At 64.4% G+C, this 26715-nt stretch carries 21 protein-coding genes and 1 pseudogene; 8 read left to right on the forward strand and 14 right to left on the reverse strand.

What is annotated here, in order from left to right; translation table 11 throughout:
* Positions 1 to 153: 153 nt before the first annotated feature.
* From CDO46_RS26905 to CDO46_RS26915, 3 genes are all read left to right on the forward strand, one after another.
* Positions 154 to 1650 carry an efflux transporter outer membrane subunit gene (locus CDO46_RS26905; RefSeq protein WP_087841645.1) on the forward strand — a complete coding sequence of 499 codons (1497 nt, stop codon included), beginning with the start codon at positions 154 to 156 and terminating at the stop codon, positions 1648 to 1650.
* A gap of 71 nt (positions 1651 to 1721) precedes the next feature.
* Positions 1722 to 2861: an efflux RND transporter periplasmic adaptor subunit gene (locus CDO46_RS26910; RefSeq protein ID WP_243724671.1), complete on the forward strand. Its 1140-nt coding sequence runs from the start codon at positions 1722 to 1724 to the stop codon at positions 2859 to 2861.
* An 11-nt stretch (positions 2862 to 2872) separates the two neighbouring features.
* The gene (locus CDO46_RS26915) at positions 2873 to 5968 is read left to right on the forward strand and encodes an efflux RND transporter permease subunit (protein WP_087841646.1); all 3096 of its coding nucleotides are present in this window, start codon (positions 2873 to 2875) and stop codon (positions 5966 to 5968) included.
* A gap of 47 nt (positions 5969 to 6015) precedes the next feature.
* Here the strand turns inward: CDO46_RS26915 and CDO46_RS26920 are convergent.
* The 3 genes and pseudogenes from CDO46_RS26920 to CDO46_RS26925 all read right to left on the reverse strand — a co-directional run bounded on the left by CDO46_RS26920 (position 6016) and on the right by CDO46_RS26925 (position 8852).
* Positions 6016 to 6987: pseudogene (locus tag CDO46_RS26920) on the reverse strand (integrase core domain-containing protein).
* A gap of 88 nt (positions 6988 to 7075) precedes the next feature.
* On the reverse strand, positions 7076 to 7450 hold the full coding sequence (locus CDO46_RS28210) for a hypothetical protein (protein WP_132980562.1): 375 nt from the start codon (positions 7448 to 7450) through the stop codon (positions 7076 to 7078).
* A complete protein-coding gene (locus CDO46_RS26925) occupies positions 7425 to 8852 on the reverse strand; it encodes an RHS repeat domain-containing protein (protein WP_165963333.1) in 1428 nt (475 codons plus the stop codon). The genes CDO46_RS28210 and CDO46_RS26925 overlap by 26 nt, the downstream gene beginning before the upstream one ends.
* A 293-nt stretch (positions 8853 to 9145) precedes the next feature.
* On the opposite strand from CDO46_RS26925, the gene CDO46_RS26930 reads away from it, so the two are divergent.
* The 4 genes from CDO46_RS26930 to CDO46_RS26945 all read left to right on the forward strand — a co-directional run bounded on the left by CDO46_RS26930 (position 9146) and on the right by CDO46_RS26945 (position 13396).
* On the forward strand, positions 9146 to 9553 hold the full coding sequence (locus CDO46_RS26930; protein WP_243724670.1) for a divergent PAP2 family protein: 408 nt from the start codon (positions 9146 to 9148) through the stop codon (positions 9551 to 9553).
* Between the two features lie 69 nt (positions 9554 to 9622).
* Positions 9623 to 10894 (forward strand): hypothetical protein, encoded by a 1272-nt coding sequence (locus tag CDO46_RS26935; RefSeq protein ID WP_087841648.1) that lies wholly within the window; start codon positions 9623 to 9625, stop codon positions 10892 to 10894.
* Positions 10895 to 11048: 154 nt separating this feature from the next.
* On the forward strand, positions 11049 to 12323 hold the full coding sequence (locus CDO46_RS26940) for an oligosaccharide flippase family protein (RefSeq protein WP_087841649.1): 1275 nt from the start codon (positions 11049 to 11051) through the stop codon (positions 12321 to 12323).
* A complete protein-coding gene (locus tag CDO46_RS26945) occupies positions 12320 to 13396 on the forward strand; it encodes a glycosyltransferase family 4 protein (RefSeq protein ID WP_254914709.1) in 1077 nt (358 codons plus the stop codon). The genes CDO46_RS26940 and CDO46_RS26945 overlap by 4 nt, the downstream gene beginning before the upstream one ends.
* A gap of 32 nt (positions 13397 to 13428) precedes the next feature.
* Here CDO46_RS26945 and wecB read toward each other — a convergent pair whose 3' ends face one another.
* Genes wecB through CDO46_RS26965 form a run of 4 tightly spaced genes read right to left on the reverse strand, consistent with a single transcriptional unit; the run spans position 13429 to position 17962 of the window.
* Positions 13429 to 14553: a non-hydrolyzing UDP-N-acetylglucosamine 2-epimerase gene (gene wecB / locus CDO46_RS26950; protein WP_217896336.1), complete on the reverse strand. Its 1125-nt coding sequence runs from the start codon at positions 14551 to 14553 to the stop codon at positions 13429 to 13431.
* Positions 14550 to 15683: a glycosyltransferase gene (locus CDO46_RS26955; RefSeq protein ID WP_087841651.1), complete on the reverse strand. Its 1134-nt coding sequence runs from the start codon at positions 15681 to 15683 to the stop codon at positions 14550 to 14552. Before CDO46_RS26955 ends, wecB begins: the two co-directional genes overlap by 4 nt.
* The gene (locus CDO46_RS26960; protein ID WP_087841652.1) at positions 15680 to 16489 is read right to left on the reverse strand and encodes a glycosyltransferase family 2 protein; all 810 of its coding nucleotides are present in this window, start codon (positions 16487 to 16489) and stop codon (positions 15680 to 15682) included. Before CDO46_RS26960 ends, CDO46_RS26955 begins: the two co-directional genes overlap by 4 nt.
* Before the next feature lie 57 nt (positions 16490 to 16546).
* Positions 16547 to 17962: a mannose-1-phosphate guanylyltransferase/mannose-6-phosphate isomerase gene (locus CDO46_RS26965; RefSeq protein WP_087841653.1), complete on the reverse strand. Its 1416-nt coding sequence runs from the start codon at positions 17960 to 17962 to the stop codon at positions 16547 to 16549.
* A 152-nt stretch (positions 17963 to 18114) separates the two neighbouring features.
* Between CDO46_RS26965 and galE the strand changes: the two genes are divergently transcribed.
* Positions 18115 to 19191, forward strand: coding sequence for a UDP-glucose 4-epimerase GalE (gene galE / locus CDO46_RS26970; protein ID WP_087841758.1), 1077 nt, complete (start codon positions 18115 to 18117; stop codon positions 19189 to 19191).
* A 6-nt stretch (positions 19192 to 19197) separates the two neighbouring features.
* On the opposite strand, the gene CDO46_RS26975 is transcribed toward galE, so the two are convergent.
* The 7 genes from CDO46_RS26975 to CDO46_RS27005 are packed head-to-tail and all read right to left on the reverse strand — an operon-like array spanning position 19198 to position 26574.
* On the reverse strand, positions 19198 to 19947 hold the full coding sequence (locus CDO46_RS26975; RefSeq protein WP_087841654.1) for an aspartate/glutamate racemase family protein: 750 nt from the start codon (positions 19945 to 19947) through the stop codon (positions 19198 to 19200).
* A 17-nt stretch (positions 19948 to 19964) separates the two neighbouring features.
* Positions 19965 to 20942: a tripartite tricarboxylate transporter substrate binding protein gene (locus tag CDO46_RS26980; protein ID WP_087841655.1), complete on the reverse strand. Its 978-nt coding sequence runs from the start codon at positions 20940 to 20942 to the stop codon at positions 19965 to 19967.
* A gap of 37 nt (positions 20943 to 20979) precedes the next feature.
* Complete coding sequence (locus CDO46_RS26985; protein WP_087841656.1) at positions 20980 to 22134, reverse strand: FAD-dependent monooxygenase; 1155 nt, start codon at positions 22132 to 22134, stop codon at positions 20980 to 20982.
* A complete protein-coding gene (locus CDO46_RS26990; RefSeq protein ID WP_087841657.1) occupies positions 22131 to 22610 on the reverse strand; it encodes a thioesterase family protein in 480 nt (159 codons plus the stop codon). The genes CDO46_RS26985 and CDO46_RS26990 overlap by 4 nt, the downstream gene beginning before the upstream one ends.
* Positions 22607 to 24307, reverse strand: coding sequence for an AMP-binding protein (locus tag CDO46_RS26995; RefSeq protein WP_087841658.1), 1701 nt, complete (start codon positions 24305 to 24307; stop codon positions 22607 to 22609). Before CDO46_RS26995 ends, CDO46_RS26990 begins: the two co-directional genes overlap by 4 nt.
* 22 nt (positions 24308 to 24329) lie before the next feature.
* On the reverse strand, positions 24330 to 25280 hold the full coding sequence (locus CDO46_RS27000; RefSeq protein WP_087841659.1) for a VOC family protein: 951 nt from the start codon (positions 25278 to 25280) through the stop codon (positions 24330 to 24332).
* Positions 25281 to 25308: 28 nt separating this feature from the next.
* On the reverse strand, positions 25309 to 26574 hold the full coding sequence (locus CDO46_RS27005) for an alpha/beta hydrolase (protein ID WP_087841660.1): 1266 nt from the start codon (positions 26572 to 26574) through the stop codon (positions 25309 to 25311).
* Positions 26575 to 26715: the final 141 nt, after the last annotated feature.

Genomic DNA, 26715 nt, shown 5'->3' on the forward strand with positions numbered 1-26715 from the left:
GCAGCCCGCCCCCGGGCTGCATCACGCCCTTCCGTAACGAGAAATATTCTCGATATTCACGATTTCCTAATCTTTTCGTTTACGCTATCGAGTCGTCCATGCACTCTAACTGCGCGGACCGGCGGCGATCCCGCCGGCCTCCGCGCCTCCAGCATGCCTCTCGCTCGCGCCCAGTCCTTTGTTTCGTCGTCGCCACGCCCCGTCCTGGGCCTGGCCTTGCTGCTGCTGATTGCCGGCTGCAGCCTGCAACCGCCCGCGCCGTCCGTGCCGCTGGCCACGCCGGCCGGCTGGCAGGCCTCGCTGCCCGCCTCCGCCGAACCCTCCCTGCCGCACGACTCCAACCCGCAGCGCCTGCTGCAATGGTGGCAACAGACCGGCGACCCGGCCCTGCCCGGACTGATCGAGGCGGCCCAGGCGGCCAGCCCGACCGTGGGCACGGCGCGCTCGCGCTTCCTGCAGGCCCGGGCCGCCCGCGTGTCCGCCGGCGCCGCCCTGGGGCCCACGCTCGACGCCACGGCGCAAACCAGCCGCGGCTTTTCGCAGATCGCGGGCGGCATCGCCACGCAGAACCAGGCCGGCCTGCAGGCCTCGTGGGAGATCGACCTGTTCGGCGCCAACGCCGCCACGCGCGACGCCGCGCAGGCCCGCCTGGAGGGCGCGCAGGCCCAATGGCACGACGCGCGCATCTCGGTGGCCGCGGAAGTCGCCAACGAGTTGAACAACTTCCGTAGTTGCCGCCGCGAGCTCGCCATCCAGGAATCGGACGCGGCCTCGCGCGCGGAAAGCGCGCGCCTGACCGACCTCGCCATGCGCGCGGGCTTCCAGTCCACCGCCAACGCCGCGCTGGCGCGCGCCAGCAGCGCCGAAGCCGCCGCCCGCGCCCGCCAGCAGCGGGCCTCGTGCGACATCAGCGTCAAGGCGCTGGTGGCGCTGACCGCGCTGGACGAACCCGAGTTGCGTGCCCGGCTGGCCGCGCCGGCGCAACCTCCGTCCGACACGCTGTTCGCCATCGACCACCTGCCTGCCGCCGTGCTGGCGCAACGCCCCGACCTGTTCAACGCCGATCGCAACGTGGCGGCGGCCAGCGCCGAGGTCGGCAGCGCCCAGGCCAGGCGCTACCCGCGCCTGACCCTGGCCGGCAGCGTGGGCGCGGCCTCGTTCAAGGCACGCGGCATGAACGTCGACGTCTCGACCTGGTCCATCGGTCCGCTGTCGGTGTCATTGCCGCTGTTCGACGGCGGCCGCCACCGCGCCGACATCGACGCTGCCCGGGCCCGCTACGACGAAGCCGTCACGCAGTATCGCGCCACGGCGCGCCAGGCCGTGCGCGAAGTGGAGCAAGCCCTGGTCAACCTGGAAAGCACGGCCGCGCGCACCACCGACGCGCGCGCCGCGGTCGAGGGATACCAGGCTTCGTTCGAAGCCACCGAGCAGCGCTATCGCGGCGGCCTGGCCAGCCTGCTGGAACTGGAGGAGTCGCGGCGCATGCTGCTGACGGCGCGCACCACCCAGTCCGCGCTGGAGCGCGAGCGCATGGCGGCCTGGATCGCGCTGTACCGCGCGGCGGGAGGCGGCTGGCGGCAGGACGCGCCGGCGCCTCCGGACACGCCGCCGTCGGCCTCCGCGAAGCCTGCCGCCAACCCTTCCTGACGACATCTCACGAACCTTGTCGCCGCAGGGCTCGTTGCCGCCCCGGCCCCACCCCAACCATGATCCCGTCCATGCCGCTACGCCCTCTCATCGCCGCCGCCGTGCTCGGCGCCATCCTGGCCGGCGCCTTCCTCGCGCCCGCCCTGCGCGCGGCCGACACCGGCGCCGCCCCGGCCGTCCGGCCAGCCCTGACCGTCACCGTCGCCCAGCCGCAGATGCGGTCCCTGCGCCTCGCCCTGCAGGCCAATGGCAACATCATGGCCTGGCAGGAAGCCAGCCTGGGCGCCGAGATCGGCGGCCTGCGCCTGCAGGACGTCCTGGTCAACGTGGGCGATACCGTCAAGGCCGGCCAGGTACTGGCCACCTTCGCGCAGGAAACCGTGCGCGCGGACATCGCCCAGGCCCGCGCCGCGCTGGCCGAGGCCGAGGCCAGCGCCGCCGAGGCCCGCGCCAACGCCGAGCGCGCCCAGTCCCTGAAAGCCTCCGGCGCCCTGAGCGAATCGCAGATCAACCAGTACGTGACCGGCGGCCAGACCGCCCAGGCGCGCGTGGAGTCCGCCCGGGCTAGCCTTGCCGCGCAGGAATTGCGCCTGAAATTCACGCAGGTCCGCGCGCCCGACAGCGGCGTCATCTCGTCGCGCACCGCCACGGTAGGCGCGGTCGTGGGCGCCGGCACCGAACTCTTCCGCATGATCCGCAAGGGCCGCCTGGAATGGCGCGGCGAGGTCACCTCCGCCGAGGTCGGCCGCGTGCGCGTGGGCGACCCCGTCACCGTCGTCGCGGCCAGCGGCGAACGCCTGCAGGGCAAGGTCCGCACCATCGGCCCCACCGTCGACCCGCAAACGCGCAATACCCTGGTCTACGTCGACCTGCCCGGCGCCGGCGCGCCGAACTCCTCGGCCAAGGCCGGCATGTTCGCGCGCGGCGAATTCGAACTGGGCTCCGCGCAGGGCCTGACGGTGCCCCAGCAGGCCGTCGTCATGCGCGAGGCCTTCAACTACGTCTTCGTCGTAGGCGCGGACAACCGGGTGGCCCAGCGCAAGATCCAGCCGGGACGGCGCGACGGCGACCGGGTCGAGGTCCTGGACGGCCTCGCACCCACCGACCGCGTCGCCGTGCGCGGCGCGGGCTTCCTGACCGACGGCGACCTGGTGCGCGTGGTCGACACGCCCGCTCCCGCGGCCACCCCTGCCACCGCCGTGACGCGCTGAGAGCCGACGCGATGAACGTCTCGACCTGGTCCATACGCAACCCCATTCCGTCGGTCATGCTGTTCGTGCTGCTGACCTTCGCGGGCCTGCTGTCGTTCAGCGCCATGAAGGTGCAGAACTTCCCCGACATCGACCTGCCCATGGTCATGGTCACGGCCTCGCTGCCCGGGGCCTCGCCCAGCCAACTGGAGAACGACGTCGCCCGCAAGCTGGAGAACTCCATCGCCACCTTGCAGGGCCTCAAGCACGTCTACACCAAGATCCAGGATGGCAGCGTCAGCCTGACCGCCGAGTTCGAGCTGGAAAAACCCCTGCAGGAAGCGGTGGACGATGTACGCTCGGCGGTCTCGCGCGTGCGCGCCGACATGCCTGCCGACCTGCGCGACCCCATCATCAACAAGGTCGACCTGGCAGGCCAGCCCGTGCTGGCCTTCACCGTGCGCGCGAGCAGCATGGACGACGAAGCGCTGTCCTGGCTGGTCGACAACGACGTCGCCCGCAAACTGCTGAACGTGCCCGGCGTGGGAGCGGTCAACCGCGTGGGCGGCGTAACCCGCGAGATACGCATCGCGCTCGACCCGCAGCGCCTGCAGGCCCTGGGGGCGTCCGCCGCCGACATCTCGCGCCAGTTGCGCCAGGTGCAGCGCGAAAGCTCCGGCGGCCGCACCGACATCGGCGACGCCGAACAACCCGTGCGCACCCTGGCCACCGTGGGCACCGCCGAAGAACTCGCCGGCCTGCGGCTGGTCCTGAGCGACGGCCGGTCCATCCGGCTATCCGACGTCGCCACCGTGACCGACACCATCGCCGAGCGGCGCTCGGCCGCCCTGCTCGACGGCCAGCCCGTCGTCGGCTTCGAGGTGGCCCGCAGCCGCGGCGCGAGCGAACTGGACGTTGCCGCGGGCGTGCAGCGCGCGCTGGACGAACTCAAGGCCCAGCATGCCGACCTGCAGATCACCGAGTCCTTCAACTTCGTCACGCCGGTCCAGGAAGAATACGACGGCTCCATGCGCCTCTTGTACGAAGGCGCGCTGCTGGCCGTGCTGGTCGTCTGGCTGTTCCTGCGCGACTGGCGCGCCACGCTGATCTCCGCCGTCGCGCTGCCGCTGTCGGTCATCCCCGCCTTCGCAGGCATGTACTTCCTGGGATTCTCGATCAACGTCATCACCCTGCTGGCGCTGTCCCTGGTCATCGGCATCCTGGTGGACGACGCCATCGTCGAAGTCGAGAACATCGTGCGCCACCTGCGCATGGGCAAGAGCCCCTACCAGGCCGCCATGGAAGCCGCCGACGAAATCGGACTGGCCGTGGTCGCCACCACCTTCACCCTGATCGCCGTCTTCCTGCCCACCGCCTTCATGAGCGGCGTCGCCGGACGCTTCTTCAAGCAATTCGGCTGGACCGCCTCGCTGGCCGTGTTCGCCTCGCTCATCGTCGCGCGCGTACTCACGCCCATGATGGCCGCCTACCTGCTCAAGCCCGTCGTGCATGCCGGCAAGGAACCGCGCTGGCTCCAGACCTACATGCGCTGGGTGGCCGCCTGCCTGCGCCACCGCTGGCTGACCGTGCTGGGCGCCGCCGTCTTCTTCCTCCTGTCGATCGGCATGATCCCGCTGCTGCCCGCCGGCTTCATGCCCGCCGACGACAACTCCCAGACCCAGGTCGTGGTCGAGCTGCCGCCCGGCTCCACCCTGGCCCAGACCCTGGACACCGCCGAACTCGTCCGCCTGCGGCTGGCCAAGGTCCCCCACGTGCGCAGCGTCTACACCACCATCGGCGGCGGCACCGCCGGCGGCGACCCGTTCTCCATGTCCGGCGCGGCCGAAGTCCGCAAGGCCACCCTGACCATCCAGCTCGACCCGCGCGAAGACCGCCCCAGGAAACAAGGCATCGAAGAAGACATGCGCGCCGCCCTGCAGGAAATCCCCGGCATACGCAGCCGCGTCGGCCTGGGCGGCTCCAACAACAAATACGTGCTCGTGCTGACCGGCGACAACCCCGACGCGCTGAACCAGGCGGCCCTGGCCGTCTCCAAGGAACTGCGCACCATACCGGGCCTGGGCAATATCTCGTCCACCGCCAGCCTCATCCGCCCCGAAATCGCCGTACGCCCCGACTTCGCCCGCGCCGCCGACCTGGGCGTCACCAGCAGCGCCATCGCCGACACCCTGCGCATCGCCACCGTCGGCGACTACGACATCTCCCTGCCCAAGCTCAACCTGTCCCAGCGCCAGGTCCCCATCGTCGTGCGCCTGGACCAGGCCGCGCGCCAAGACCTCTCCCTGCTCGGCCGCCTGTCCGTACCCGGCACGCGAGGCCCGGTCCTGCTCGACCAGGTCGCCACCCTGGACTTCTCCGCGGGACCGTCCGTCATCGACCGCTACGACCGCTCGCGCAACATCAACTTCGAGATCGAGCTGGCCGGCATGGACCTGGGCGAAGTCGCCCAGCGCGTGGCCGACCTGCCCACCATCAAGAACCTGCCGCCTGGCGTGCGCCAGGCCACCGTGGGCGACGCCGAAGTCATGGGCGAACTGTTCCAGAGCTTCGGCCTGGCCATGCTGACCGGCGTGCTGTGCATCTACGTCGTGCTGGTGCTGCTGTTCAAGCACTTCCTGCACCCCGTCACCATCCTGGCCGCCCTGCCCCTGTCACTGGGCGGCGCCTTCGTCGGCCTGCTCATCGCGCACAAGAGCTTCTCCATGCCCTCGCTGATCGGCCTGGTCATGCTGATGGGCATCGCCACCAAGAACTCCATCCTGCTCGTCGAATACGCCATCCTGGCGCGGCGGGGACACCCCGCCACCGACGTGCGGCCGGCCGTGCCCGGCATGAGCCGCTGGGATGCCCTGATCGACGCCTGCCACAAGCGGGCCCGGCCCATCATCATGACCACCATGGCGATGGGCGCCGGGATGCTGCCGATCGCGATCGGCTACGGAGCCGCGGACCCGAGCTTCCGGTCGCCGATGGCGATCGCGGTGCTGGGAGGGTTGATCACGTCGACGTTTTTGAGTTTGCTGGTGATACCGGTGGTGTTCTTGTTTGTGGATGATTTTGGGCAGTGGGTGCTGCGGTTGGTTCGGCGGGGGCACGCCGATGGGTAATCCCCCCATTTTTAACGGCTGTGGATTCAGACGGTCATGGCCAACCGCTATTTAGGGATAAAGCCGCTCAGGGCCATATTCGGGCGTTCGTGATTGTAGGACCACATCCAGTCGGTGGCGACGCGCTGGACGTGATCCAAGTCGTCCAGTGATATTGGGACAGCCATTCATAGAGAACGGTCCTGTTGAACCGCTCAACGTAGGCGTTTTGTTGTGGCTTCCCCGGCTGGATATATTCGAGCGTGATGCCCCATCGACCCGCCCATTCGACGATCGCTGCGCTCAGATATTCCGGGCCGTTGTCGCAACGTATCGCCAACGGCCGGCCACGCCAGCCGATGATCTGCTTGAGCGCACGGATCACGCGTTCGGATGGCAGCGAGAAGTCCATCGACCACACCTGGTTGAAGCCCGTCGGCACCGTCAACGGCTCGGGCGCCAGCCGCACCAGCCGCTTACGCGGCTTGATCCGCAGATTCAACTCAAGCTCGCGGTAGATCCGGTACACGCGCTTGTGATTCCATCCGTAGCCTCTGACATTGCGCAGGTACAGAAACACAGCCCGAAGCCCCAGTTGCGGTGATTGTCGGTCAGGCGCAGCAACCAAGTGGCAATCTCTTCGTTCTCGGCGTCGGCCTTGGCCACATATCGATAGCACGTCTAGCTGACCCGAAATGCTTGGCAGGCCGCCGGATCGATACGCTTCGCTCTTGCACGGCACGTTGGGCCATCTCGCGGCGGCGAGATGGCCTCACCACTTTTTTTCGAGCGCCTCCGACACGATCTCGGCCTTGAGCTTCTCTTCAATGTACATCTTGTGTGCAGCCGGGCGTTCTCGGCTTCCAGCTCCTTCATCCGCGCCATCAGCGACACATCCAGCCGCCGTACTTCGAACGCCACTCGTAGAACGTCGCCGAGCTGATGCCCAACACTCCGCACAGCTCCGGCACCGCCAATCCGGCTTCCACCCGTTTGATCGCCTCGATGATCTGGCTGTCCGTGAATCTCGACTTCTTCATGCTGTAGAACTCCTCAATGAGAAAACTCTACTTCTGACTTCACCAGTCTTGCGGGGAAATTACCAGAAAAATAACATGCCATCTCTATCTAGTCTTCTCTTACTAAGTGGAAATCTAGTTCTTCTAAAGGGGTGTTTAGATATTTTCCGTCTTGGCGAAAAATTTCTAATTCTAATGGATAAAAATCCAATCCGATCACGAGAACTGCCTGAACCATAACCTGGTCATAGTCGACAGCATCGCCAACAAAGGCAGAGGCTTCATATCCTTGTCGCTCGACGTTGATTTGATCAGGTCGAGACAGTCGTAAACAATATCCGTCGCCCATGTTTCTTGCGAGTAATTCTGCAACTGAATGCACGACAAGCAGAGTATCTTTCCCTTGCCATAATCGAGCGACGAGACTCGCCTCTGCTTTTGTGAGCTTTCTCCATTTCTTAGCGGGTTCGAATCGATCCGACATTAATCGCTCCATCATCGAACTTATAAGCGGAATAGCGGACAGTAACGCCTTGTACATTGACAGGGTTGTGTCCACCCACCCCCCCGGGTGGAAGAGCCTGGACGTCGCGAACGATCAAGTCTTGACGAATGGCATTTTGCACCTGATTTACATCAAGCCCTTTGCTTTCCACCCATCGCATAGCATGGGAACTATCGTTCTTATTGGTTCCCCAATGGATTACGAGTTCATCTCGTGTGAAGAAATTTACTAAGTTTCGTAATAATGAAACCCCGCGACCAGCCGGCACCAAAGCAACTTCCGGATATACACCCTGTAGTCCCGGCTCCAGAGAAGCAGTGCGCGCAGCCGCCTCTCGCTCAATTTGCGAGGGTGCCGCCTTACACATCACACTACCACTCCCAAGGCAGGCTTTATGCGCCATTTGGTTGTAGAGATACCCAAAGGCAGATGTCATGGCGCCGTTGGCGAATTGTCCACCACCGATGACTGAGACTGTTCCACCCACCGCGACGGTCATGGCGAATCGCTCATAGTCCTCCCAGCCCTTTGTATTGACCGTCATCAGCTTACCCGCCACGGCAGAGGCGGCACCGCGCAGGCACCCACCGCCCTGCAACTCTCCACTGGCACATCCTACGGCCGCATGCCCCGCATAGATCAGGTTCCCTTTAAGGCCACCCGCCCAACCAAACCCTGCCCCAATAATTGCCCCTTTTACCGAAGCTTCGAAGTCCCCGCCCGTTGCCACCATCGTTCCGGAGAAACCTCCTAGAGCGCCGGCCGCCACGCTAGCTCCGCTCCATCCTCCGAAATTTGCCAGGTACCATTGCCCCGTCATATAGCCCACCCCAATGGACAGGCCCATGCGCCCGACCTTGGACTCAGCGATGCTGCTGACCCCCTTGGCGACACTGCCGATGAGATCCCCGACGGCATCAAAGATATCGTTTATAAAGCTAAGGAGTCCATACCCTGACAGATCGACACCATTGAGCGGACTGTTAAATGCATAGGAGTAGCGGTTGTAGGACTGCAGGTTGTACGGGGCCTGGATCATCGGATCGGCGCTCGTGAAGCGGCCGATGCGCCGATCGTAGATCCGCCCATTCATGTGCACGAGCCCCACTTCTTCGAGGTGCTCGTGCCCCGTAAAGCCCCGATCCGTATTGACGCCTGCCAGCGTATTGCCCGGATCGGTCGTGCCGTTGGGGAACTGCCGCTTGCCCCACGCATCGTAGGCCAGCCGCTCGACCACCGCGCCGGTCTCGTCCGAGATCGCGTTGGTTAAACCCGGATGATCCTTGTGCAGATAGCGTAGCGTCGTCACATTGGTACTGCGCGTCGTGTAGATCGCAACCGTGCCGCTCGAGGCGGTGATGTAGTGCTTGTGTTCGGTCACCCGCCGGTCTTGACCTCCTTCTCGTAGAAGAGGCCGCTGACGCTGTCCGGATGCACGTAGTACACCGTGCCCGAGGGGCGATCTGCTTGACCCGCTGATGCGTGTCGTCGTACACGAAGGACAGCGTGGTGCCGTTGCCGGTGATCGTGGCCGGCATATTGAAGCCGGTGTAGGTTACCGTGTGACCCGCCCCCGTCAGCATGCTGCCGTTGGCATCGTAGGTGTAGGTCAGCGTACCGTCATCGCGCAAAATACTTGCGACGGTGTGCGGCCGGACGCTGTTCGCGCCGCTGGTGTTGTGGTACGGTGGCCTGCCCAGCAACCATAGCGCCCTCGTCAGCAGCACGGCCGCGCTGATCGCCCTCAAGAGGGGAGTCGAACATCCCGCTTTCGGCGTAGCTATCACGCTGGCCTTTATCGTCACGCTCGACGCCAGCAGCCTGCGCCGGCAAGTGGGCAAGCACGCGACGGCAATCAACAAACTGGCCGTAGGGTGTTTCGGTCATCCACCGCCTCTGACCGCATGGGGCATACTCGTTGGAAATTGCCGCTGGTATCGGCATTGGCATCGCCGTGGCCTTCGCAGTAAATCCAATTTTGACCTGATGGAGTATTCCGATCACCAAGGACGGGCGCACGACAGTTCGCATGTCGTCGCCATCAGTTACAGGCAGACATGGCGCCAAAGAGTAAAAACCTAAGAAACACCTCGGTCGACAAAAAACTCCGCGCTCAACCTTGACGAAATGCGGTCAAGCGCCGGAAAATCCATGTTTTCCGGCGCAGCCAGCCATCATGATTTTTACATCATATTTTTAGTGATTTTTTCTTTGAAAAATTCGAAACCGTTGCACGATGGACTGATTTTCCTCTCCATCTTGTTGCCCACCTTGTATTTCGATACCGCATTGGGTTTTTCATCGATCGCCGCCTACGGCTGGGCCCTGTCCGCATGCGGGCTCGTCGCACTGCATGTGTCCTCTGGACAGCGGTTCGAGATCGACCGGCGCCTGATATTATTGGCGGCCATCATCGCCGCCTATTTCGTCGCCCGATATATTCTCGTTCCTCCCGTTTCCAGCCGATCTCTGAAAAATACGCTGATGATCGGCTTCGGCTGCGTGCTGACTCCCACGCTCGTTCATGCCTACAACCAGTACTCCGACGCAACCACAAAAGCCATCAAGCTGTGCCTTGCGCTCCACCTGACGGTCATGGTCGCGCAGCTCATCGCATGGTACGGCTGGGGCTATGATCTGGACATAGGCAATGCCTTGGGAGGAGAGGGACACCGATCGCTCCAGGGAGATTTGTACCGGCCGACCGGGGTTTTTGACGAACCAGCCCTTTACGCCATGGTCATGGCCGGGCTCTGCATTGCACTTTATGTCCGCCAGAGAAAAATGACCACGCTCTGGTGGGCGGGCATGATATCCCTTGTGCTTACCTCGTCGCTGCTCGCTCTGGTCGTTTTTTTCCTGATTCTCTTATTCATCAACATTCGTGTCGGCCTGATCGCGATAGTCGTTTACTTCGGCGGACAATATTTTCTTTCACAAATAATCCCGAGCGACGCCTACAGTCCGCTGGGACATGCCGTGACCCGTTCGGCCGAGGTTGGAAACAACAATGATCCGAGCACGCAGGTAAAATTCCAGGTAATCGAAGAATTTTTGAAAACCCCAACGCTGTGGGCAACCGGCTATGGACTGGAAGGCTATATCAGCGGCGACCCGATGTACTACCAGGCGCTGAACGACCTGACCTTTCCCATCACCACTCTTACCACCTACGGCCTGGTTGTCGGCATCGTCATCCTGCTTGTTTTTTCTGCCTACTTGTTCACGAGCTACCGGCCATCAACATTATTACTGATAGGGGTATTCCTGCTGAAGGGCGCGTACTTCCATCTTCCCTTCCTGTGGCTGTTCTTCGCCATCAGTCCCGATGCAATCGCCGCCGGCTCTGCATGGAACCGTTGGCTTGCATGGCGTCGGTCGAAACGACATGACACGGACTGCAGAGCAGTTCGCCAGGCATGATCCGCGCACGCATCTTCTGAAAACCGTGGCACCCAGGGGCTCCAGGGCAAGGAGCACGGGTATGCGGGCTCGCGCGAGCATCACGAAGGCATCTATCCGAAGAAAGCTCTGAATCTGCTTGAATGCCGCGACTATCGATATAGGCCCGCCCTCCATGCGTTTCGACCGCTGCGCAAATCTGCTGCGAAATCCCAGCATACATAGTCTGGCATGGCTATCCATGGAGAAGGCCGTGCAACTGGCCTTTTCCTTCATATCCATAGGAATCATTGCCCGGGCACTGGGTCCCCAGCATTACGGCGAATTTCAGTACGTACTTGCCGTGCTGTTCATTTTTTCCGCAGTTACGCTGGGCTGCGGAGCGGAAGTCATCGCTCCGGATCTGGTGAAACTGTCCTACGTAAAATCCCGGCAAGGCATCCTGGGTTCTGCACTATTGATCCGGTTGGCCCTTGGCGGCGTTGCCATGCTTCTCATGGCAACGAGCGGGTTGTTTTGGTTCAGCGGCACGGTCGGACAAGGGGTGGCCATCATGGCGCTGAGTCTGCTCATCGCGGAACCCTTCAATATCCTGCGGATCATCAGAGAATCCGCGTCCAATACCAGAGTGATCGCGCGCATCCGCTTCCAGACAAGTGTCCTGAAGCTGGTGGCTATCGCCGGGGTCGCCGCGCTGGGCGGCGGTGTCCTCTCGATGCTGGCAATCTACCTGGCTGAAACCATCGTCATCGCCGCTGCCTACGTCTACCTCATCGCGGATGACGGGCGGCCCTGGGACTGGCGTCCAACGCGGCGACACACGGCGAGATTGCTTCGGGCGAGCGTCCCCGTATGGTTGGGGCTTGCCTTGATGATAGGCATGCAGCGCATGGACCGGCTGGTTCTAGGCATTTCACTGCCGCCAGCGATTTTTGGCGAATACGCCGCGGCCATGAGTCTGATGGATAGTGTCATGTTCTTCGGGCCTGTCGTCATGACAGCCCTGGCCCCAAGACTCTTGTATCGACATGAGAACCTGTCAATAGTGGCCAGAAACGCCGGACGGCTCTTGATAATATTGACGTGCCTGGGGCTCGCAGCCGTCATTGGTTTTTATCTCTTCTCCGGTTTACTTACCACCGCGATTTTTGGGGAAAGATTCGTGCAAGTGCAGGAAATCTTGCGCGCAGCCTCGTGGATCACGGTCGTCGGTTTCTTCGATACCGGGGTCACGGCCTTGTTGGTACGCCTGAGGTACTTCAGGTTGATTGCCGCAAAGTGGCTGGGCGGATTCCTGGTGTGCTTCCTGGTGCTGTGGCTGGGCGATCGGGGCGAATGGCTGACTGGCATTGCCGGGCTGATCGCTGGATATACGACCGCCGCATCAATCGGCATGGGCACCGTATTTTTCAAGCTTCGTAAATCGCGTATGGGAGTGCGTGCGCTTTGAGAATCGTCTCAGTCTACGATGAGTTCAGGATAAAAGGCGGAGTCGAGCGCGTCATGAGCTTGATGAGCAGCCACTGGGCGGAACAAGGCCACGAAGTGACGCTACTGATCAGGCAGGAACCCGTCATTCCTCCGTACGATCTCGATGCGAGGGTGGCGGTTCACAGCCTGGGCGGGAAAGAAAGGAGCAGCCGCTGGCAACGTCTGCTCGAGTACTGGAAGGCTCTACGCCGCCTGAAACAGAGTGCGGCGCTGGCCTCGGCCGATGTCGTGGTCGCAAATGGCCCCTGGTCGGCCCTGCTCCTGCTCATGCTCGGCCGAAGGTTCAAACTGGTGATATGCGACCACAACAACCCGCGCGGGTTTGGACGGCACACTCGCTGGTTATGCCGGTTGCTGTACCCCAGGGCCGACGCCCTGATCGCACTGACCTCCACGCAACGACGCTACTATGAAGCGCACGGATACAACCGGCTTGTCGTGCAAATACCGAATCCGGTAAACCTCGTGCCGTCCGCTGGACGGACAAGACAGCCAATTGTTCTAGCCGTGGGACGTTGCAGCCATCAAAAGGGGTTCGACCTGTTGTTGGCGGCATGGCATCTCATAAGGAGTGATGTTGCCGGTTGGCGCCTGTCGATAATCGGCGAAGGTGAACTGCGCACACAGCTGGAGCGGCAGGCCCAGGAACTGGACCTGGGAAGTTCGGTCGAGTTTCTTCCCTTTTCGAACGATCTGGCTTCGTTCTACGAGACCGCGTCACTGCTGGCGGTGAGTTCTCGATTCGAAGGTTTTCCCCTGGTCATGCTGGAGGCTCAAACCTGCGGACTGCCCATCGTCTCGTTCGATTGCGACTTCGGTCCGCGGGACATCATCACGGATCAGGTCGACGGCCTGCTGTGCGCCCCGGAAGATGTTGGTGCGCTGGCCAAGGGAATAAAAACGCTGATCGACGCCCCCGCCGTCAGACAAGCCATGAGCCTCGTAGCGCTGAAGACAGCGCAGGCTTACAGGATGGAGAAAGTAGGCGCGCTGTGGGATGCGCTATTCAAGCAATTGGAAACAGGCAGGTGACACGCCAGACACGTGACACAGCAGCTCCGTCTTCAGGACGGCAACTGCTGTAGCAGGCAGCTCACGATCCGTTCGGCGGCGCGGCCATCTCCGTAGGGATTGTGCCTTTCCGCCATGGCGCGATATTTTTCCGTGGAATCCAGCAGGGCCCAGGCCTCGTCCAGAATCCTGTCCGAATCGGTCCCCACGAGCTTGACCGTTCCCGCCTCCACGGCTTCGGGCCGCTCGGTCGTATCCCGCATGACCAGGACTGGCTTGCCCAACGACGGCGCCTCTTCCTGGACGCCTCCCGAATCGGTCAGGATGAGGTACGAGCGCTGCATCAGCCACACAAAGGACATGTAGTCGCACGGCTCGATCAGGTGCACGTTCCTGATTTTCCCCAGCACCCGCTGAACCGGCTCTCGCACCTGCGGGTTCAAATGGACGGGATAGACGATGTCGAGATCTTTCCGCTGCGCCAGTTGTTTCAACGCCGCGCAGATCTGTTCGAAACCGGCTCCGAAATTCTCGCGCCGATGTCCGGTCACCAGGATCATGCGGGCATCCTGGCGAATGAAGGAGAAACGCGCACGCATCTCCAGTTCCAGCGTTTCGCTCTTCAAACGCGCAGCCGTTTCGAGCAAGGCGTCCACGACAGTATTACCCACGACGTGAATGTTGCTTGCGGCGACCCCTTCGCCCTGCAGGTTCCGCTGCGCCGTCGTCGTCGGAGCGAAATGGAAGCGGGTCAACACCGAAGTCAGTTGGCGGTTGGCCTCTTCCGGCCACGGCGACAGCAGATTGTGCGTGCGCAAGCCGGCTTCGACGTGGCCCACGGGAATCTTGTGATAGAAGGCCGCCAACGCGCCAGCGAAGGTCGTGCTGGTGTCTCCATGGACGAGCACGAGGTTCGGCCTGGATGCCGACAAGACCTCATCCATCCGAGTCAGAATGCGGGAAGTGATGTCCGACAGGGACTGGTTCTTCTTCATGACGCTCAGGTCGTAGGCGGGCTTCATCTGGAACCAGTCAAGAACCTGATCCAGCATTTCCCGGTGCTGTCCCGTAACGCACACTTCCGCCTGCACACCCTTGGCGGCCATCAGCGCCTTGTATACCGGCGCCATCTTGATGGCTTCGGGGCGAGTGCCAAATACGAGTAGGACTTTCATCATTTCACCCGATCATTCCTGCGCGCCGCAATCCGGCCGCGCACGTACTCGGCATAAAACCCGGCATAGTTCTCCTCGTAATAGTTCTCGTACTCCGTATCCCATTTCATCCGGGCATTTCGGCCACGCCTTTCGATCTCTGCCGGGCCGACATCAGCCAGCCACTGCAGAATAGGGGCTTCACCTTCGTCCAATGCCCAGCCCGTTTCATATTGACCGACCTTGTCCCCGGGTGGCGTCCCCTTCGTCGTCAGCAACGGTCGCCCCAGCAGCAGATGCTCGTAATACTTGTTGGGAGCGGCAAAGCGGTGATTGGGCACGGTCAGGTAATAGAAACCCGCCACGACGTCCATCGACGACATCAAGGAGAGGCCCGCCGCCACGTCCATCGCGCCATGGAACGTCACGTTCTCATGCTGTCGGGCCGCCTCTCGCGCCAACGGCGCCACCGGACCATAACCGGCCAGATGCAACTCCACCTTGTCCGCCGAGCGTGTGCAGGCGGCGATCAGATCTTCCAGTCCCCTGTTGCGTTCCTCCAGGACACCGAAATAGCCGATACGTATCGGCACCTGCGGCTGAACCGCCCGGTAGGACAAGTCGTGCCCGGACACTGGCACGTTTTCAAGCACGCGGATGCGGGAAGACGGGCGCAAGCCATGCTGTTCGTAGCGTGATGCATCGGCCAGCAGGACGAGATCGGCCTTGCTCGCCACCCAGGATTCCAGCGTGTCGATCACAGCCGCGACCGGGCCCGCCATGCCGCGGGTCTCCGTATATTTGTCGTAGAGGTCGAACACGAAAGGCACCCGGCGCAAGCGACTGAACACGTAGGCGGGAAGACAGGAGTCGAAATCCACACCGTGGACGAGATCGATATCGCGCCGGTTGTGCCACAGCCACCGCAATACGAAACCATTCCACAGCACGAGATTCAACACGTTCCGCCAGCCGCCTCCCAGCGGAGCCGGGCGCCGGTAAAAGGCGTCGTTGGCTTCGTCCACATTCGGGATGCTCTCGCCCCGCAGCCAGCCCAGGGCGACAGTCCGCATGCCGGCTTCCGCCAAGGCCTGCCGGTATTTCCGCATCCTTCCATCGAGCTGGGGAACATGTGAGCGGATGAAAACTATCATGCTGAATTCGACGACGGCCGCTCAGCCGATCGGCCGGAAAAGAAATGCTTTCCCACGCCTCTGCAGGCGTAGTGAGCGAACAGATACGCGGAGCGAACGGCCGAAAACTTCAGCACCTCGCGATAGACGCGCCACTGCCATTGTGCCGCACGCAGCTTGGAACCCGATAGCGATGCGCTGGATTTGGTGTAGGTGGCAAGCACCTGGCGAACGCACAACGCCGGCCCGTATTTTTTCGTCAAAGCCAGCCAGGTCAGGTAGTCTTCATTGACTTCCTCGGGCATCAGAAAAGTGCCTGTCCGTGTGCGATCGACCACGACCGTGGAACAGCCCAGCACATTGCCTTTCAGCAGGTCGCCATAGCCGGCGGTTCCGTCGATCCGGACCAGGCCGCAGTCTGCGCCATGCTGGTCCACGACACGGTAACTCGTCGCGGCCAGGGCAAGGCCGGAATCGGACAGGGCTGCCAGTTGCACCCGAAGTTTTTCAGGGTCCCACCTGTCGTCCGCGTCGATAAAGGCTACGAACTCCCCCCTGCAACGGCGCAACGCGGTATTGCGAGCAGGAGCGACGCCTTTTCCCGAGTCCGTGCTCAGCACACGGACCCTGGCATCCTTCTTCCCAAATGCCTCGGCAAGGCGACGAGTCGCGTCGACGGAATGGTCGTCCACGACATAGAGCTCGAGTTCGCCGTACTCCTGGGCAAGCACCGACTCGATGGCCGCAGCAAGGGTCGCAGCCGAGTTGTACGCAGGCATGACGACCGAGACAAGGCCGGAAATGAAAGGCTCGTTCACATCAGACATGTTTCAGGCGAGGCCTCCGGCAAGATGAACATGGCCATGCGCTTCCACCTCACCCATTCAGCCCCTGCCATAGGCATCCTCGAACCTGACGATATCGTCCTCGCCCAGGTACTCCCCGCTTTGCACTTCGATCATGACAAGATCGATGATCCCCGGGTTCTCCAGCCGGTGCTTGTGGCCAGAAGGGATATACGTGGACTCGTTGCTACGCACGAGGAAAGTCTGATCTCCATTCGTCACGCTCGCCATGCCGCTTACGACGACCCAATGCTCGCTGCGGTGATGGTGCATCTGCAGGGAAAGGGTCTGCCCGGGATGAACGACGATGCGTTTGATCTTGTACCGCTGCGCCTCTTCCAAGACCGTATAGGTGCCCCAAGGACGGTGGACCGTTCGATGAATCTGGTAGGCATCGTCCCCACGTTGCTTGAGCCGCGCCACGACCTGCTTGATGTCCTGCAAGTTGTCCCGATGTGCGACCAGCAAGGCATCGGGCGTATCGACGATGACCAGATCCTTCAAACCTACGGTACCGACGACCCTGGCATCGCTATGGACATAGCAATTCACGGTATCGACCGCGATGACGTCGCCATCGATCCGGTTGCCGTCGCCGTCCTTGGGAAACAGCTCGCCGAACGCCGCCCAGGACCCGATGTCGCTCCAGCCTATGTCGCAAGGCACGACCGACGCCCTTTCGGTTTTTTCCATGAGAGCGTGATCGACGGAAATATCAGGCGCGAGGGCAAAGGCCGCCTCGTCGAGCATGACCTGCCATTCGTGGCGCCCTTCCAGCACGCGCGCCGATGCGGCGCTTTGCTCGGCGAACTGCCAGACATCGGCTGCGTGCAACTTCAGCTCGGCCTCGGCCACGTCGGCGCGCACGCAGAACATGCCCGAATTCCAAAGATATCGACCACTGGCAAGAAACTCCTGCGCCCGTTCCTGGGTAGGCTTTTCAACGAACCGCAGCACGTCGGATCCCGATGCCTCGATGTAGCCATAGCCTGTCTCCGGCGCGTCCGGGCGGATTCCGAACGTCACGATCCTGCCGGACTCTGCCAGTCGAACCGCCTGCTCCACGGCCTGCGTGAACGCGGGAATATCCTCGATCAGGTGGTCGGCGGTCAGAAACAGCAATACCTCCTGCGGCCCGAATCGCCGAGACACAGTCGCCGCGGCGGCGGCGAAGGCCGGCGCCGTGTTGCGTCCCACAGGCTCCAGAATCATGCCGCATTCGATTTCGGACAGGCCAAGCGCCCGATATTCATCCATCGTCTTAAACGACAGCAACCGGTTCGTGACCGTAATGACCCGGGAGACGCCGTCGAGCCCGATGGCCCGCCGATACGCCTTCTGGAGAAAACTTTCGCCATCCGCCAAACGAATGAAAGGCTTGGGATGCAGTTCCCGAGACACCGGCCACAGGCGCGTACCCTTGCCTCCGGAGAGGATGATTGGAACAAGTCCCATCTGGCAGTAGTCCTAGAAGACGAAGAAAAAAAGCCCGACACGGGGCCGGCCGACGGCGAAGCCGCAGTTTAACCCGACCATCTCGCTCATCCACGGGAATACCCGCGCTTTTCGTTACAATGCCCACGCGCCGGTCCGGTATGGTTGGCGCCATGTCATCCAGCCTTCGAGGTCACGCCTTGCAACGAGCTTCCAGCCCGACCCTGCTCGTCACCGGCGGCGCCGGCTACATCGGGCCCCATACCCTGATCGAGCTCATCCAAGCCGGCTATCGTCCGATCGTCCTCGATGATTTTTCGAACGGTTCGGTGCATGCGCTCAGGCGTGTCGAAGCGTTGACCGGCCATGCCCTCGATGTCATCGAAGGAGACATCAGGAATGCCGCCACGCTGGATGCAGTATTTCGCCAGGCCGCGGCACGCGGAGCCCCCGTCCAGGGGGTGGTGCACTTCGCCGGCCTGAAAGCGGTGGGCGAATCCGTCGCTGCACCCCTGGACTACTACCAGACCAACGTCGCCGGGACGCTGACCTTGCTGCAGGCGATGGACCGGGCACGGGTCCGCACCATCGTCTTCAGTTCATCCGCAACCGTTTACGGTATTCCGCGCGAACAGCCGTACACCGAAAGGCATCCGATCGCGCCGGTGAATCCGTATGGCCAGACGAAAGCCATGGTGGAGCAAGTCCTGCGTGACTGGTGCGCGGCGTTCCCCGAACGACGGGCCATTTGTCTGCGGTATTTCAACCCCATCGGAGCCCATCCCAGCGGGATGCTGGGAGAGGCGCCGCAGGGCATACCCAACAACCTTTTTCCGTTCATCACCCAGGTCGCGGTTGGCAAACGTTCCCATCTGAACATCTTCGGCAACGACTACCCCACGGTGGATGGAACCGGGGTGCGCGACTATATCCATGTCGTGGACCTGGCCATCGGCCACGTCAAGGCGCTTGAACACGCCCAGGAAACGATGGGGGGCTTTACCGCAATCAACCTGGGCACAGGGCGGGGCACCAGCGTCCTGGAGTTGGTGCGCACTTTCAGCACGGTCAGCGGCAGAAAGATCCCCTACGAGTTCCAACCCCGCCGCCCCGGCGACATCGCCGAATGCTGGGCCGACCCCTCCGCCGCCCAGGCTCTCCTGGGCTGGCAAGCCACCCGCACCCTGGAAGACATGTGTGCCGACGGCTGGCGCTGGCAATCGCAGAATCCGGACGGCTACGCGTCCTGACCCGGCCTACCCCGCCAGCAACGCCCCCGCCCCCGGCACCACGGCCTCCAGCCCCAGCCTCTCCAGCATCCCCCTGACCGTACACACCGCCGTCGAGACCACCGGCACCTCCAGCCGGTCCTGCACCACCTGTATCGCCGGCAGCGACGGCATCTGCACGCACGCCGACAGCACCACGGCGTCGACGCCGCGGGTATTCAGCGTCTTCACGTCCTCGACCAGCTGCATGGGGTCGCGCCGGCCGACCTCCAGGTTGTCGGGGATCTCGAAGCACTTGGCGTCGACCACCTCGATACCTTCGTTCTCGATGTACTTCACGACGAGGTCGGTCAGCGGGCGCATGTAGGGGGCCATGAGCGAGATGCGCTTGGCCCCCAGGCGGTGCAATCCCTCGACCAGCGCGCCGGCCGAGGTCATGACGGGCGCGTCGCAGTGGTTGGCGCGCGCGACCTCGGTCAGCTCGCGTTCGGTCTGGCGGTGGTAGCCCAGGCCCATGGCCATGATGGCGACCAGGCAGGCGGTGCTCATGACATCCACGCGGGCGTCGGCCAGTTCGGCGGCGCAGCGCAGGCCTTCGCGGTTCATGGCTTCGAGTTCTTCCTTGGTGACCTTGTGCATGCGCATGCGGCTGGAATGGAAGGTGAAGCGTTCGGGCCGGATGGCCTCGCGGGCGCGGAGCATGGCCGGGATTTCCGTCTCCATGGTGGTGTTGGAGCTGGGGACGATCTGGCCGATGCGGTAGAGGCGGGATGTCATGGCGTTTCCTGCGCGGTTTAGTCGAGGGTGATATTAGCGAGCTTGACGACGGATTCGAAGCGCTGGGTATCGGCCTTGACGGCCTGGGCCAGGTCGGCGGCCGAGGCGGGCCAGGCTTCGAAGCCGAAGGTGTCGAACTGTTTGCGCACGTCGGGCTCGGCCACGGCCTTGGCGACGCCGCTGTTGATGGCGTCGATGGCGGCCTTGGGGGTGCCCTTGGGCGCGAACAGGGCGACCCAGGTCTTGAGTTCGAAGTTGGCCGGACCGCCGGCCTCCGAGACGGTGGGCACGCCGGAATACAGGGCCAGGCGCCTGGGCGCGGCCAGGGCCAGCAGCTTGACCTTCTTGGCCTGGTAGAGCTGGGCCACGGTGGCGGCGGTGCCGAAGGCCCAGTCGACTTCGCCGGTGGCGACGGCGGTGTAGAGCTGCGGCAGTTCCTTGAAGGGCACGTGGGTCATGTGGGTGCCGGTCTGGGTCTGGAACATGGAGGCGCCGATGTGCGCGACGCTGCCCAGGCCCCAGGTGCCGTAGGTCTGGTTGCCTCCCTTGGCCTTGGCGTCGGCGATGAGGTCGGCGACGTTGTTCCAGGGGGACTTGGCCGAGACGACGATGAAGAAGTTGGTGGTGTAGACGGGCGAGGCGGGCTCGAAGTCGGCAACGGGGTCGAAGGGCAGTTTCTTGTACAGGTGCGGGTGCAGGGTCATGTGGGTGTTGTCGACCACGACCAGGGACAGGCCGTCGGGCGCGGCGCGCTTGACGTCGCCGATGGCGAGCCAGCCGTTGGCGCCAGGCTTGTTCTCGACGATGATGGGCTGGCCCCAGGTCTTGGACAGTTTTTCGCCGACCAGTCGGGTGACGGCGTCGGGACCGCTGCCGACCGAGTACGGCAGGACGATCCGCACGGGCTTGGAGGGATAGGCGGGGGCCTGGGCACCGGCATGGCCGGCGCCCAGGGCCAGGACTAGGGCGGCGGCGCCGCGCAAGATGGTTTTCATGGTGTCTCCTCGTGTGTGTTTCGTTGGTGTGGGGGAATCAGGCAGTCGCGGGCGTGCGCTGGTGGCAGGACAGCGCCTCGCACGCGGCCGCGAAATGGGGGTCGCGCTGTTTCAGGTCTTCATGGCTGACCTGGCCGGTGCGCCGCATGTAGTCGTAGGCGAACGAGACCGGGTCGAGATGCATCTTGTCGGCGACGTTTTCGTACCAGTCCAGGCTGCGCGCGGCGGCGTTCTGGAAGCTGGACGAAGCGGGGCGGCGCTGGGTTTCGAAGGCGGCGAAGGCTTGCTGCAGGTCGCCGGGGTGGCGCACCAGCCCCTGGTGCAGGGCGATGGCGTCCTGCATGGCCATGCGCGTGCCGGAGCCCAGCGAGAAGTGCACGGTGCGCAGCGCATCGCCCAGCAGGACGATGTTGCCGCAGGTCCAGCGTTCGTTGCGGACGATGTTGGCCTCGAACCAGAGCGAGCGATTGGTCAGGAGTTCGTTGCCGCCCAGTTCGGGACGGAACACGTCGGCGCAGTAGCGGCGGCTCTCGTCCTCGCTGGCTTCGTGCAGGCCGGCGCGCCGCCAGGTGTCGGGATCGACCTCGACCAGGAAGGTGCTCAGTTCGGGGCTGTACTGGTAGCTGTGGGCGATGAACACGCCGTGCGGGGTCTCGCGGAAGATGAGCGAGACCGGGTGGAAGCGCTGGCGGGTGCCGTACCAGGCGAATTTGTTGCGCCGCTTCTCGAAGCTGGGCTGGAAGTGGTCGGCGAACTGCTTGCGCACGGCGCTGTTGCCGCCGTCGGCCGCCACCACCAGGTCCACCTCGCGCGCCAGCGCGGACACGTCATCGATGCGGCGGTCGTGTTCGATCTCGATCCCCTCGCGCCGGCAGGCGTCTTCCAGCACGCGCAGCATGTCGATGCGGGCGGTGCGCGAGAAGTGGTTGCCGTGGACCTGGACGTGGGTGCCGCGGTGGACGATCTCCATGTAGTCGCAGCGTTCGTGGTGGGCCACGAAGGCCTTGAAGAACTCGGGATCGGCCTCCTGCAGGAAGGACAGGCCGACGTCCGAGAACACGACGCCCCAGCCGTAGGTGGCGCCGGCGGGGTTCTGTTCGTAGACGTGGATCTGGTGGGACGGGTCGTGCTTCTTGGCCAGCAGCGAGAAGTACAGGCCGGCGGGGCCGGCTCCGATGACGGCGATTTTCATGATGCGGGGCTCCCTGCCGTCGCGGCGGCGCCGCAGGCGGCCTGATAAGAGGACAAGGCGTCGCGCAGCACGCCGGGCACGGGGATGGCCCGGCGTTCGCCGCGGGCGACGCAGATGGGGGTCAGCTTGGCGATGAAGGCGGTCTGCCCGGCCGCCGTGGTGGCGGTGATGTCGAGCGCGTAGGTGTGCTGGCGGATGTCCTCCACGGTCACGCGCATGTCGAATTCGTCGTCCGGCCACAACGAACAGCGGAAGTCGAACGACAGCGCGCGGCTGGGCGTGCCGAAGCCGAGCTCGTCCTTGACGCGCTGGGGCGTGGAATCGAACAGCATGCCGTAGAACAGTTCGACGGCGGAGATGACGTATTCGCCGAAGGTCACGGTGTAGACCACGCCGGCGGGGTCGCAGTCGCCCCATTTGACGCGGCGGCGCACGACGAAGGGCGTGCTCGAGAGCACGTGTTCGGTGCTGGTCATGCCGGGCTCCCTTGCCCGGGATCCTGGTCCTGGGCACCGGTCTCGCCCGCCAGCTTCTCGGCGATCATGCGCTTGAGCGCGGGCTTGTCCAGCTTGCCCACCTTGGTCACCGGGAAGGCGTCGATCACTTCGACCCGCTCGGGGCACTTGTACTTGGCCAGGCCCTGGGCGACCAGGAAGTCCGCCAGTTCCTTGACCTGCGGCGCGGTCTGCCCGGGGCGCGGCACGATGTAGATGCAGCCCTTCTCGCCATAGACGGGATCGGGCATGGCCACCAGCCGCGCCTCGGCCACCGCCGGGTGCGCGCCCACCAGCCCTTCGACCTCCTCGCAGCCTATCTTCTCGCCGCCGCGGTTGATGTTGTCGCGCAGCCGGCCTTCGAAGGCGTAGCAGGTGACGCCGTCGACCACGTGGGCGGTCATCATGTCGCCGGTCCGATAGAAGCCGTCCGACGTATAGGCCTGGGCGTTCGCCTCGGGCGCGTTGAAGAAGCCCGGCAGCGTGGAGGGACCGCGGAAGCACAGTTCGCCCATCTGTCCGGGCGCCACCGGCTTTTCCGAATCGGGCTCCAGCAGGCGCAGTTCGTCCTGCGGGCAGCCGGAGCAGCCCTGGGTCTGGAAACGCCTGGCGGCCGGCGCGTCGGGCGGGGACCCCAGCAGCAGCCCCTCGGTGATGCCGAACAGGTTGGAACAAGGCACGCCCAGGTGCGCCTCCAGGCGATCGGCGCGGCTCATGGTGATGAACAGGCGCAAGGCCGACAGATCGTGCCTGGCCAGGTCCGGATAGGTCATGAGCTGCGGGGCGATGGGGCCGATGGAGACGGCGCGGGTGACCCGGTGTTCCTCGATCAGCTCCAGCATGCGGACGAGGTCCAGCCTGGGCATCAGCACGGCGGACACGCCCATGGCGAATACCGGGATCAGCACGTACACCTGGGCCGCGTTGTGCAGCAACGGCAGCGCCCACATGAAGCGGTCGTCTTCGCGCAGCTTGTACATGCCCGCGCAGGCCAGCGCATGGCCGAGGTATTCGGCATGAAAGCGCGGAATGATCTTGGGCATCCCCGTCGTGCCGCCCGAGAGCTGGAAACTCAGCACGTCGCCCAGTCCCGGCGGCGCCTCGGCCAGGCGCCGGCGCGCGGCCGCGAGCGGCATGCCGGCGATCAGGTCGCGCAGGGACAGCCCGCCCTCGCCCGCCGGCCCACGCGCGACGACCAGATGGCGCAGCGTATCGCTGCCTTCGGCCATCTTGCGGGCGAAGGCAGCAAGGTCGAAGCTGGGATGGAAATCGGCCTGCACGAAATAGCCGCGCGCCGCCGATTGCCGGATCAGTTGGCCGATCTCCAGTTCGCGATGCTGGGGCAGCGAGCAGACGGGCACGATGCCGGCCTTGTAGCAGGCCGCCAGCGCCAGTACGGTTTCCAGCGTGGTGCCCATCTGGAAGATGGCGCGGTCGCCGGGCGCGAGGCCCGCTTCCAGCAGCGCAGCGCCCAGCCGTTCCGATTGCTCGTCCAGTTCCTGGAAGCTCAGGCTGCCCTCGTCGGAGATGAACGCCGTCTTGCCGGGCAGGCGCCGCGCCGTGGCGCGCAGGGCGTCGCCCACCGAGGACCGCATCCACGCGCCGCTGTCCAGGTAGGATGCGGCGCGTTCGGCCGGATGGTAGATGACCCCTTCTATCGGGTGCCGTATGTCTTGCATGATGGTCTCCTCCGTCCGGGCTTCAGGCGGCCTCTGGAATGATGCGGACCCGGTCCCGGTCCAGCGTTTCGATGCGGCCCTGCACGCCGCCGGTGAACAGGCCATACCAGATGGCGGGCTTGAGTCCCAGCGTCTTGCGGCGGAACTCGATGGGGCCGTCGCTTTCGATGCGGTCGTAGTCGCCCAGGGCCTGTACGCGGCAATCGCCGCGGCCGCGCGCATCCTCGACGATGGCGGCGAACTCGCGCACGCGGGGCACGAAGATGCGCACCGCCGGCGTGGCCTGCGCCTGGCCGGGCTGCACGTGCTCGGCCACCAGCCGGGCCTTGCGCGACCAGATTTCGGCGATGTCCGACACGCGCCGCTGTCCGGCCCGGGCCTCGTCCTCGGCTTCCAGCGCGGCCTGCAGCGTCAGGTGGCCGTCCAGGGCATCCACCTGGGTCAGCGGACGCAGCTTGCGCGTGAACTCGATGAAGTAGCCGTTCGGATCGCGCACGTAGATCGACTCGATCACTTCATGGGTGGTCTCGACCGACACCTGCAGGCCGGCATCCTCCAGCTTCTTCTTCCACGCGCGCAGCTCGTCCTGCCCCTGGACCAGCCAGGCGGTGTGGGTGGCGTCGAACACGTGGTCGTCGGGCACGGGCGCCATGACCGGACGGTCGCGCATGGCCTCGGGCGGCTCCGAGCCCAGGTAATAAAAAAAGGCGATGGTGCTGCCGTTGCCGCTGTCGAAGAAGAAATGCAGGAAGTCCGGATGCGTGGCCGGCCCCCAGCCGCGCGCCGAGATCACGTGGATCAGGGGCAGGCCCAGGATGTCCCGGTAGAACGCGACGGTCTCGCGCAGCTTCCAGGTGGGACGCGCGGTGTGATCGACGCCGCGCAGCGCCAGCCCGTGGGCGGATGGCGCCCCGGGAGCGGCTGCGGTCGTCTTGCCTGCCAGCGTGGCGCCGGCGTTCGGGCTGCTGCTCATGTCGTTTCCCCTTGCCTATGGATGATGGTCAGTGCGCGAAACGCTCGCGCAGCCAGGCCGCCAGCTGGCGGCCGGCCTCGTAGCGGCCCGGCTCCTCGCCCTCGGTCAGCGCGCGGCCGTGGTGGTCGCCGCGCACCCGCAGATGGCGCTTGTCGGCCGTGGCCAGGGCGTCGTGGATGGCGCGCACGTCGCCCGGGAAGCAGGCCTGGTCGCCCGTGTATTCGATGACCAGGGTGGGCTGGACGATGGCGCCCGCGGCAGCGGCCAGGCTGGCGTTGGACGACAGGCCGGACCAGGTCGACAGCCAGCTCTCGGGCGTGCAGAAGCGCGCGAAGCCGACGGCGCCGTAGTTCGAGGCGTAGGGATCGCGGCCCCACAGCGAACCGGGATGCCGATCCGACGGATCCAGGCCGAGGTCCAGGCAGCGCAGGTCGGCATCGGTGCGCCAGACCGTCATCACGGGGGTATGGGCAGCCGCCCGGCGCTCGGCCTGGGAGGCATCCTCGCGGCCCTTGAGCGCCTTGCGCGCCGCCAGCCGCTGGGCGATGAACTGCCGCGCCAGCGCATCCAGCCGTTCCACGCGGGCGCGCTGGGCCTGCCGGTAGCGCGCGACGAACTCCGGCGCATAGCGCGCCTGTCCGCCGGGGCGATAGCCGTTGCCGGGATTCAGCGGATCCAGGGCGGGGTCGACCGACAGCGCGTCCCCTTCGTCCAGCACCGAGGGATCGATGCAATTCATCAGCAGCGCGCCCTGCCCGGGATGCGGTCCCACCAGCACCAGCCCCTGGACCCCGGGCATCTCCAGCCCGGCCAGGCCGGACGGCCTGCCGCCCGGGGTGCGGGCGATGCGCTCGGCGGGCGGAAGCGAGGACTGCTGGACGTAGAAGGAATACAGGCCCGCGCCGCCCGAATTGCCCAGCAGCACGATGTGCTCGAACCCCTGGCCCCGCAGGAAGGCCAGCCCGGCGGCCACGTCGTGCAGCGCGGTCTCGTGCTCCAGGCGCAGGTCGTTGCCGACCGAGCGCGCGCCCTGCGACCAGGCCGCGTAGCCGGCGCCGACGATGTCGGGGATGAGGTAGTGGCAGGCCATGAATTCGCGCGGGTGCATCACGCACACGACGGTCCGGGGACGGGGGCCCGCCGGCAGGTAGAGCGAGCCCGTGGTGGCGGCGGCGTCATCGGTGCGCAGGACGACGTTGCGGGTGGAGGCGCCGGCCGGAAGATCGCGGGGGTTCCAGTCGGTGTTCAAGAAGCCTGCGGTGACGTGCTGGGGGGCGTTGGCGCCGGTGCTCACGATGGGTCTCCTGATGACGCGGACGGCTGATGCAACCGTCTTTTGTCACATTCGACTATTTTTTGACTTAATTGTCAATACACGTTGAAATTCAGACAGAAGTGTCAAAAAAACTCGCCGACGCGCCCATTTTCCCTGGGA

The sequence above is a fragment of the Pigmentiphaga sp. NML030171 genome (assembly GCF_002188635.1).
GTDB lineage: Bacteria > Pseudomonadota > Gammaproteobacteria > Burkholderiales > Burkholderiaceae_B > Pigmentiphaga > Pigmentiphaga daeguensis.

Coding starts and splice junctions, on each gene's coding strand:
- CDO46_RS26905 (WP_087841645.1), top strand. CDS start 154: ATGCCTCTCGCTCGCGCCCAGTCCTTTGTTTCGTCGTCGCCACGCCCC.
- CDO46_RS26910 (WP_243724671.1), top strand. CDS start 1,722: ATGCCGCTACGCCCTCTCATCGCCGCCGCCGTGCTCGGCGCCATCCTG.
- CDO46_RS26915 (WP_087841646.1), top strand. CDS start 2,873: ATGAACGTCTCGACCTGGTCCATACGCAACCCCATTCCGTCGGTCATG.
- CDO46_RS28210 (WP_132980562.1), bottom strand. CDS start 7,450: ATGTCGGATCGATTCGAACCCGCTAAGAAATGGAGAAAGCTCACAAAA.
- CDO46_RS26935 (WP_087841648.1), top strand. CDS start 9,623: ATGTTTTCCGGCGCAGCCAGCCATCATGATTTTTACATCATATTTTTA.
- CDO46_RS26940 (WP_087841649.1), top strand. CDS start 11,049: ATGCGTTTCGACCGCTGCGCAAATCTGCTGCGAAATCCCAGCATACAT.
- wecB (WP_217896336.1), bottom strand. CDS start 14,553: ATGATGAAAGTCCTACTCGTATTTGGCACTCGCCCCGAAGCCATCAAG.
- CDO46_RS26955 (WP_087841651.1), bottom strand. CDS start 15,683: ATGATAGTTTTCATCCGCTCACATGTTCCCCAGCTCGATGGAAGGATG.
- CDO46_RS26960 (WP_087841652.1), bottom strand. CDS start 16,489: ATGTCTGATGTGAACGAGCCTTTCATTTCCGGCCTTGTCTCGGTCGTC.
- CDO46_RS26965 (WP_087841653.1), bottom strand. CDS start 17,962: ATGGGACTTGTTCCAATCATCCTCTCCGGAGGCAAGGGTACGCGCCTG.
- galE (WP_087841758.1), top strand. CDS start 18,115: ATGTCATCCAGCCTTCGAGGTCACGCCTTGCAACGAGCTTCCAGCCCG.
- CDO46_RS26975 (WP_087841654.1), bottom strand. CDS start 19,947: ATGACATCCCGCCTCTACCGCATCGGCCAGATCGTCCCCAGCTCCAAC.
- CDO46_RS26980 (WP_087841655.1), bottom strand. CDS start 20,942: ATGAAAACCATCTTGCGCGGCGCCGCCGCCCTAGTCCTGGCCCTGGGC.
- CDO46_RS26985 (WP_087841656.1), bottom strand. CDS start 22,134: ATGAAAATCGCCGTCATCGGAGCCGGCCCCGCCGGCCTGTACTTCTCG.
- CDO46_RS26990 (WP_087841657.1), bottom strand. CDS start 22,610: ATGACCAGCACCGAACACGTGCTCTCGAGCACGCCCTTCGTCGTGCGC.
- CDO46_RS26995 (WP_087841658.1), bottom strand. CDS start 24,307: ATGCAAGACATACGGCACCCGATAGAAGGGGTCATCTACCATCCGGCC.
- CDO46_RS27000 (WP_087841659.1), bottom strand. CDS start 25,280: ATGAGCAGCAGCCCGAACGCCGGCGCCACGCTGGCAGGCAAGACGACC.